This window comes from Christiangramia marina (genome assembly GCF_048285865.1).
Lineage (GTDB): Bacteria > Bacteroidota > Bacteroidia > Flavobacteriales > Flavobacteriaceae > Christiangramia > Christiangramia marina.
In genome coordinates this window covers 292,529-299,697 of the sequence record NZ_JBLVTK010000004.1, presented here as the reverse complement: position 1 = coordinate 299,697, position 7,169 = coordinate 292,529, and the positions used below count along the sequence as shown (strand labels likewise).

Annotated in this window: 7 protein-coding genes; 5 read left to right on the top strand and 2 right to left on the bottom strand. The window is 38.0% G+C overall.

The window, feature by feature from the left end; translation table 11 throughout:
• Both ACNKXS_RS14435 and ACNKXS_RS14430 read left to right on the top strand, forming a co-directional pair.
• A partial coding sequence (locus tag ACNKXS_RS14435) for a sensor histidine kinase (protein ID WP_417921477.1) occupies positions 1-1,071 on the top strand: 1,071 nt, incomplete at its 5' end.
• Positions 1,052-1,468: a response regulator gene (locus ACNKXS_RS14430; protein WP_417921476.1), complete on the top strand. Its 417-nt coding sequence runs from the start codon at positions 1,052-1,054 to the stop codon at positions 1,466-1,468. The genes ACNKXS_RS14435 and ACNKXS_RS14430, both read left to right, overlap by 20 nt.
• A gap of 7 nt (positions 1,469-1,475) precedes the next feature.
• Here the strand turns inward: ACNKXS_RS14430 and ACNKXS_RS14425 are convergent, their stop codons facing one another.
• Positions 1,476-3,530: a tetratricopeptide repeat protein gene (locus ACNKXS_RS14425; protein WP_417921475.1), complete on the bottom strand. Its 2,055-nt coding sequence runs from the start codon at positions 3,528-3,530 to the stop codon at positions 1,476-1,478.
• Between the two features lie 148 nt (positions 3,531-3,678).
• Here ACNKXS_RS14425 and ACNKXS_RS14420 point away from each other — a divergent pair, with 148 nt between their 5' ends.
• From ACNKXS_RS14420 to ACNKXS_RS14410, 3 genes are all read left to right on the top strand, one after another.
• On the top strand, positions 3,679-3,990 hold the full coding sequence (locus ACNKXS_RS14420; RefSeq protein WP_417921474.1) for an STAS domain-containing protein: 312 nt from the start codon (positions 3,679-3,681) through the stop codon (positions 3,988-3,990).
• Between the two features lie 20 nt (positions 3,991-4,010).
• Positions 4,011-5,261 carry an oligosaccharide flippase family protein gene (locus ACNKXS_RS14415; protein WP_417921473.1) on the top strand — a complete coding sequence of 417 codons (1,251 nt, stop codon included), beginning with the start codon at positions 4,011-4,013 and terminating at the stop codon, positions 5,259-5,261.
• Between the two features lie 78 nt (positions 5,262-5,339).
• Positions 5,340-6,536, top strand: coding sequence for a glycosyltransferase (locus tag ACNKXS_RS14410; protein ID WP_417921472.1), 1,197 nt, complete (start codon positions 5,340-5,342; stop codon positions 6,534-6,536).
• A 194-nt stretch (positions 6,537-6,730) separates the two neighbouring features.
• Here the strand turns inward: ACNKXS_RS14410 and ACNKXS_RS14405 are convergent.
• The coding region (locus ACNKXS_RS14405; RefSeq protein WP_417921471.1) for a glycosyl hydrolase at positions 6,731-7,169 on the bottom strand (439 nt) is incomplete at its 5' end.

Below are 7,169 nucleotides of genomic sequence, written 5' to 3'. Positions count from 1 at the left end.
TGGAATTTATTAAAAACGAACCAAAAATTTATAAAAGATGATGAAGGTTTCTGGGTGGTTGATAGACTTGATTTTAAAGATGCAACCTCACGATTGAATTTGGTGAAAGGTGGACATGCTCATATTGAAACTGGAAATACCTGGTTTCTTATTTCAAAAATTTCAAACGCTACTGTTTTTGCTGCGGCTAAGAACTTCTACATCTCCTTGCTGTTCATCAATCTTATCTTCCTACTTGTTGTTGTATATGTTTCAAAACAAGAAACAAAAAATGAACTTATTAAACTTCAGTATCTAAAAGAACTAAAAGAGAAAAAGAACAAGCTTGAAAATCAAAATATTCTACTCACTTCTATTCAGAATAAATTACAATTAAGAAACAGGCAGTTGAAGGAGTATAATAGCATTGTAGCTCATAATCTCAGAGCGCCTACCACGAGCATGTCTGCCTTGGTTTCCATGGTTAGCGGATCTGAAGATTACGACGAACTAAAAGCATACATTCCAAAATTAAACACCATTACTAGCAGTATCAATACTCTCGTAAAAGACTTACTTGTCTATGTGAGAGTTCTGAATGATGACCAGGTTAAAACTGAAAAGATCTACGTTGAGTCTCTCATTAGGGACTGCTTAGGTTTATATCTGGAAGTTCTTGATCAAACCGTGCAGGTAAAATTAGATTTTAGTGGTTGGAAAACTATCAAATTTTCAAAGACATACTTCCAAAGTATAACTCAAAATCTTATTTCTAACGCGATCAAATACCGGGATCCTGCTAAAAAAAGTGTAATAAATATTAGCACCCACATCGATGGGTCTGAAAGAGTTCTTATCATTGAAGATAATGGCCTGGGCATTGATCTGGATAAATACGATGGTGAAATATTCAAACTTTATAAGAGATTTCATCGAAATGTCTCTGGCAGGGGCATGGGTCTCTTCCTCGTAAAAACACAATTGGAATCATTGAACGCCAGTATACAGGTAAAGAGCAAACCTGGAGTTGGCACAAAATTTATACTAACCTTTAGTAAAAACAAAATTCATCATGACATTCTTCCTAATTGATGACGATCAGATCTTCCAGTTCGTAACCAGTAAGACCTTGAAAAAAATAAATCCTGATGTAAAAGTTGAAAAATTTACTGATGGAGAGCACGGTATAGATAGGATTAAAAATAGTCTCGATAACCAGGAGGGACTTCCAGATGTTGTGCTACTAGATATTAATATGCCATTTTTAAATGGCTGGCAATTTCTTAATGAATTTCGCTCTATCGAGCAAAAGATAAAAAAAGAGGTGCATATTTATATGGTAACTTCTTCAGACGATCCTGAAGATCTTGAAAAAGCAAAACAATTCAGCGAGCTATCTGGATACCTCATTAAACCGGTGACGGAAGATGAATTGGAAATTCTTATTAGGGATTTTCCTGTAAAAGGCTGGTATCAGCCCAATTTATAACTTAGCCTTAATACTTAAATATCGGTACTTTCTTAAAGTTCCATTTTAAGTTGATACCGAATTCAGTATAAGTAAAACCCGCAGCTGTGGCAGAGGCAATATTACTGTGATTTCCATAGATACCTGCGATAAATCGATCGCTGATGTTATATCCGATCTTTCCCTGTAGTCTATATGTCCCCTGTTTCTCATCATCCTCAATAAACTGAAACCCAGTGGCCGCCGTAAGATCATAAGAGATCCTGGAATCTGGATCATTGCTTAAAAAGTTCAGGAAGATCTCGGTAGCATGAAATTGCTCGGGACTAAAATAGATGGTGGGTACCTGGTTTTTGAACTGTATGAATTGATAATTGAGTCCGCCTTTTAGCACTGGCTTTTTCAGAAAACTGTAATAGAAAGAAGTAAAAAGGAGATCACGGGTATTATCATCACTTTGTTCGGTATGCAAATACTGTAGGTACCACCCAAGTCCATACCTGGTTGAGTAATTGTTATTCAGAAAGAAATGATTCCCGGCGATTTGCCTGTTCAATAATTCAGCATTAAAATCCTGGATATCCCGGCGATAACCGATCTCCAGATCATCTCTAACAAAAGGTTTTAGCCCTGCAGCGATCTCACCTACAGCATTGGTATATTCTGTCTGGGTAGAATTTGCTTTGACAAAACCAACATTGGCTCGTAACAATAATCCTGGACTCCATCGATACCTCGCGGCAAGATTAAACTGGTTGGAGGTTGCTTCAAGATCTGAATTTGAATTCATGGTCTCTCTAAAAGTATAAGCACCTGAAACTTCCAGTCTTGTACTTAAAGGTAGTACCAGCCTGGTTGTTGAAGCCACGGCTTCATTATCCCCATTGTCAAAAGAGTAACTTATGTTTTCTTCCAGCAATGGTCTGTAAGTATTATTCAGTTTAGCAAGAAACTGTTGAGCATCCTGCTGATTCTTATAATATGCCAGCGTTTTTTCAGCAGCGTTCTTAGCTTTAATAATTTCAGAATTTGCAAAATAGGCGTTCGCTATTCCCAGGTTCCCATCAAATGAAGCTGAATCCTGAGCAAGAATCGCTTTATAGTTTTCAATACTATTTCTGAACTCACCGGTATACATCCCCATACTTGCTTCCAACGCCAGAATACGGGATTCTTCAGGATATTTCTGCTTTAAATCATCGATGAGATCCTCAGCTTGAGAGAACTTCCTATTCCAGATCAAAGCCTGGACATACCGTTCTTCAGCCTCCATTAAACGTGCACCATCAGAAGAGGTCTTTGCTAGATCATAGGCCTTTTCAGCATATATTAAAGCTTCCTTCTCGTCGCCATCAATATGGTATGAAAGAGATATTCCGTTAAATGCCACAATACTATCGTTCTTCGTTAGTGCCAGTTTCTCATAAACCTCCCTTGCCCCTGCTCCATTCTTCTGAATTAAATAAACGTTTGCTTTATTCAGCAAGCTTTCCTGATCCTGTTCATTCTCACTCAGATTTTCATCGAGATAGCGAATCGCAGTCTCATAGTCGCGGTTAGTTAAAAACTGATTGGCGTATCCCAGTCTGATATATTTTCTGGACAACATCGCGTTAGGATTTTGAGGCGATACTTCCAGTGATTTATTGATAAGACTTAATGCCTGTTCATATTCCTTTAAATTACTAAGCGTATTGGCGTAACCCAACAAAGCTCCAAAATTTTCGGGATTTTCCTTGACCAGTTGCTTGTAGTAGACTTCTGCATCCTGATAATTCTTATTCCAGAGTAAAGATTCGGCATAATTAAGCTGAATCTCAAGGTCATCTGGGTATTCTTTCAATAGCTGGCTGAATAGATCGTTCGCTTTAGAGGGATCGTCATGCAATCCTACCGACCTGGCATAACAAAGCCTGGCAGTCTTATTTTCAGGATAAGTCTCAAGGATCTCTGAGAAGAAGTCTTTAGCCGCAGCGAATTCTCCATTTTCCAGGTAGCCAAAACCCTGCTCCATTTCCTGAGCGGTGGATTTTAATTGAAAAATAAGCAACACAATTACAACTAATAAATATCTAAAATTCATGATCTGGGTGGTTAGATTCCTTGAAAGCAAGTTACAAACACATCTTCGATAATTCATCTACAGCAACCTGCCATTCATCGAAGCTTGCCTTTATTTCCCTGATTTAGAAACGATCTTAGCAATAGTAAAGAACCGAAAAACTAAAATTATGTCGCTAAATATCTATGAGAACGAAGGAGTATTTGAGTTACACGGTAAGGTTTCATCCTACAATGCTGAACAAGTTAAGAAATACTTTGAAATTATGCTGAAGATGAAATCCAGAGTGATCATAAACCTGTCTCCTCTGAACAAAATTGATGTCGCCGGCGTTTATGCGTTCTACGAACTATTACTTCATGCTACCGCAGAAGGAAAATATTTAACTTTCAAAGGGGCGAATAATCCCAGTCTCCAGGTTGCCTTTCTAAATTCCGGATGTAATTTATTTGAATTCAATTATTTCCAGCTGAGTGCCTAGAACCCAATAAAACCACCACCATGATCACCTTGAAATTATACAAACTAAATATTGTACTGCAACCCACCCAGGTTTTTATGATCAGTGCATTGATCGTTAACGTAGGAAACTATCTCTATAACCTTATTCTAGGAAGACTTCTGGGTCCGGAAGCTTTTGCCGATGCAGCGATCCTTATCACCTTTCTACTTATTCTTTCCTTCGTAGCCATGACGTTACAACTAAGCGTGGCCAAATTCATTGGAACTTTTGATGGCAGTAAGAAGGAAGCTTTTCTTAAATACAGTAGAAAATGGAGCATCATTATAGGTGCTATTCTAGGTGCGGTGATTGTGATAGGAGCATCAGAACTACAGGAGTTTTTCAACACAGGTTCTGCAACGATGTTCAGAATATTTGGAATGGGAGTTCCGGTTTATTTTCTAATGAGCGTAAACCGGGGTTATTTCCAGGGAGAGCAGGATTTTATAAAACTATCTATCACTTACCAGGGAGAAATGTTGAGCAGGCTACTCTTGACTCTGGCCTTTATTCTGTTGTTACCCTTCCGTAGTTCAGAACTCGTAGCTCTTGGAATTCTGGTTAGTCTTATTCCGGGTCTGTTACCTTATAAAAGACTTTCTCAAAAAGTGCTGCCTGCAATTAGTACTGCGGAATTAAAACATTTAAGGAAGTTCGTGGTGGTCACTGCCTTTTATGAACTAACCCAGATCCTTATTAATAATGGCGATATTTTACTGGTAAAACACTTTTTCGATGCTCATGAGGCAGGTTTATACTCCTCACTGGCACTTATTGGCAGAGCGGTGTATTTTGTAGCCTGGATGTTCGTCATGCTATTGCTACCGGAAGTAGTGAAGCGGGAAAAAGAAGGTCTGGACACGACCAGGTTATTCTTCAAATACCTTGGAATGATCACTTTTCTTGCGATTGCCATCGTAGTGGTGAATGCCTTATTTCCAGCATTGATCATCAATATCCTCTTTGGTGAGGCTTATGTGGAAGTTGCATCCTTATTATGGAAATATGCACTGGCAAGTTCGCTTTTTGCCATAGCTAACGTTTTTGTCTATTATTTCCTTTCTTTAGATAAATACCTTCCTGTACTACTCTCCGGAATTTTTGGACTACTCCAGCTAACGGTGATCTACTTTCAACATGAGAGCCTGGAAATGGTTGTGGAAGCCCAGATCCTTGTAATGACACTTCTATTGATCGTACAGGGAATCTATTTTCTTTATCACATGAAACGATCTATTCGTCGAAACTAAACTTCAACCGAACGAAAATATCTTCAGTAAAGACATAAAGATGAGATCTTTACATAGAATCTAATTAAAACCACGATTATGAAACTTGCACTAATCACCGCTTACCCGCCCAGCAAAGTAACCTTAAACGAATACGGTTACCATCTTGCAAAACAATTCGCCCAGAAACCAGAAGTCGATGAACTTGTATTGATTACAGATCATACAAAGGAACCTAAGCAAATAGACTTCAATACAGATAATTGCAAAGTAAGTGTAAAGGAATCGTGGAACTTCAATAGTTATAAGAACGTATATAGTATCTATAAGAATGTGGTGAAACAAAAGCCTGATGCTATACTATTTAATCTTCAATTCATGAAATTCGGTGATAAAAAGATCCCGGCAGCTTTAGGACTTTTATTACCATTACTTTTCAGATTAAAAGGAATCCCAACGATCGTTTTGCTTCATAATATCCTGGAGCAGGTAGATCTCGGAAACGCTGGTTTCACGCAGAACAAACTCCTTCAGAAATTATATAATATGATGGGAACAGGGCTTACTAAAGTGTTGCTGCAGGCAGATACCGTAGCTCTTACCATAGGAAAATATGTAGATGTGATCAAGGACAAATATAAGGCAGATAATGTGATACAGGTGCCTCATGGATCTTTTGAAACTCCGCCAGAACCTAATTTTGATCTTCCTGAAGGACCTAAAAAGATCATGACCTTCGGGAAATTTGGAACGTATAAGAAAGTAGACATTCTTATTGAAGCTGTTGAAAAATTAAGAGAGAGAACAAACCAGGAACTGGAAATTGTGATCGCTGGAACTGATAGTCCGAATACTCCAGGATATCTTGCCGGAGTTATGAAAAAATATGATCATGTGAGAAATCTTACGTTCACAGGCTATGTTGAAGAAGAAGATGTTCCCGTGATCTTTGGAGAAAGCACACTAGTAGCTTTTCCTTATACTTCTACTACAGGTAGTTCTGGAGTACTGCACCAGGCAGGTTCTTACGGGAAAGCCGTAGTCATGCCTAATCTGGGTGATCTTGCATTGCTGGTAGAGGAAGAAGGATATGTTGGAGAGTTTTTTGAACCTGGAAATGTGGATTCGCTGGCAGATTCTATGGAGAAGATCATAGAAAACGATCTGCACAGAAGAACTATCGGCGAAGTGAATTATGATGCTGCTTGCAGTTTACCAATGGAGAAAATCGCTCAGCTTTATCTTGATGAATTTCAGAAGCTTTTGCGTGCTAAAATAAATTTAAATTTTGTTTGAATAGGTTGATTATTGGTTATTGGTTAGATGAAAAGGATAGAAAGAAATTTCTATCCTTTTTTGTTTTATATCTTATTGAACTTAGATGATCCATCAATGCTCTGCTTATCTCTTCTGAAATCAAATTATCTACAATTACCTTATTACGATAACTATTCAAAGTATTAAGTTTGAAACAGTATCCTTTGAAGAATCTATTCGATAAATTCGAAAGCTGGTTTCTCGTTCCCCTCAAAATCAATAAAACCAAAGGCCGTCTGTTTTTTCTTTCTCCAAGGCAGCGATCCGGCAACCTCACTGGGAATTTCAGGGAAGTCATATAAAGTCCAGGAAACAAAATTAATATTTGATTTGGAGAATTGTTGCTGCATATACTTATGATATTTAGCCTGCTCGGTTACATCTGCACCAAAAGGATTCCAAAGACCATTATAGGATGACAGCCCAAACTCCTGAACTACAATAGGTTTTGAGACTTTTTCTGTTAGTTTTTGATGGGAATTCTTGAAATTCTCCATAGGCTCATAGAAATGATAACTCACCAGGTCTACCGTTTCTTTAAGATTCTCAGCAGCCTTCGCTTTGGACCAACCTATTGTAATTGGATGTTTATGATCGATCTTCTTTACCTGG